The sequence below is a fragment of the Micromonospora sp. NPDC003776 genome (genome assembly GCF_053605645.1).
Window position 1 is genome coordinate 1 of sequence record NZ_JBSGJR010000948.1, and the last position, 1320, is coordinate 1320.

Consider the following 1320-nt stretch of genomic DNA (forward strand, 5'->3'; position numbering starts at 1 on the left):
CAGCGGTGCGACCAGGGTGCGCGTGGTGGCCGGCGGCACCGTGCACTTGAGGATGACCAGCTGTCCGCGCCGCACATGCGGTGCGAGCTGGGTCGTTGAGCCGCACCAGGAACGGCCGCAGCGGCGTGTAGCGGATCGCCGTCACCGACGCCGGGTCCGCCACGATCCGCTGGAACAGATCCAGGTGTACGCCGAGCGCGTCCGCCACGATGGCCTTGATCACATCGCCGTGGCTGCACGCCAGCCAGACCGCCTCCGGGCCGTGCTCGGCGGAGATCCGGGCGTCCCAGGCGCGTACCGCCCCGACCGCGCGCGCCGCCATCGCCGCCATCGACTCCCCGTCGGGGAAGACGGCGGCGCTCGGGTGCTGCTGCACCACGGGCCAGAGCGGCTCCTTCGCCAGCTTCTTCAGCGGCTGCCCCTCCCAGCTGCCGTACCCGCACTCGATCAGCCCCTCCTCGACGACCGGCTCGGCCTCGGGCAGGGCCAGTTGGAGGGTCTGCCGGCAGCGGATCAGCGGGCTGGTCACCACCGCCGCGAGGGGCAGCCCCTTCAGCCGCTCGCCGACCGCCGTGGCCTGGGCCCGGCCGGTCTCGTCCAGCTCGACCGGTTGCCGGCCGGCCAGGCCGCCGTCGGCGTTCGCGGTGGTGCGTCCGTGTCGCAGAAGCAGAAGGGTCGCCACGCTGACCACCCTAGGTGCTCATCGCCGGGGTCGCGGGCCGGCGTGCCCTGGTCGCGGACACCCCGACATCAGGGACGTTGCTGCCTCGGCGCCGCGGGAGGCAGCACTTCCCGGAAGTTGCGGGGATCTCGAGTCGGCCCGGGTTTGCCCCGCGTCGGCGGGCAGGGTGGGCGGCGGGCGAGTGGGGTTGCGGCGTTTGGGGCGTCGCGGGTGGGCCGGGAATGGGCGGGCGGCTCGGGTAGCGGGGTGTCGGGGGCGCCGGTGTCCGGGGATGCGCGAGTGACTCGGGTTGCGGGTTTCGGGGGCACGGATGCCCGGGGACGCGCGGGCGGCTCGGGTTGCGGGGTTTCGGGGGGCGCGGGTGTTCGGGGATGGTGGCGGGCGCGGGTTGCGGTGTGTCGGGGTGTCGCGGCCGGCGGATGGCGCGATCTGCGGCAGATCGAGTTGATCGAGCGGGTACTTCCCCGGCCGGGCAGGAACTATGTCCCGGATGTCCGGATGCGGCCCGATCTCGCCGTCGCGGGTGGACCGCCATGGAGGTCACCGGCGCCCGGAGACGTCCATGGCGTTCCACTGACGGGGCCGGCCGGTGGGCAGGCTGTGCCCCGTTGGGGTGCGGTGTCCGGTTTGTGGGTGTG

At 74.2% G+C, this 1320-nt stretch carries 1 protein-coding gene; it reads right to left on the bottom strand.

The window, feature by feature from the left end; translation table 11 throughout:
- A partial coding sequence (locus ACWEVO_RS36590; protein ID WP_452311962.1) for an MSMEG_4193 family putative phosphomutase occupies positions 1-691 on the bottom strand: 691 nt, incomplete at its 3' end.
- Positions 692-1320 lie beyond the last annotated feature (629 nt).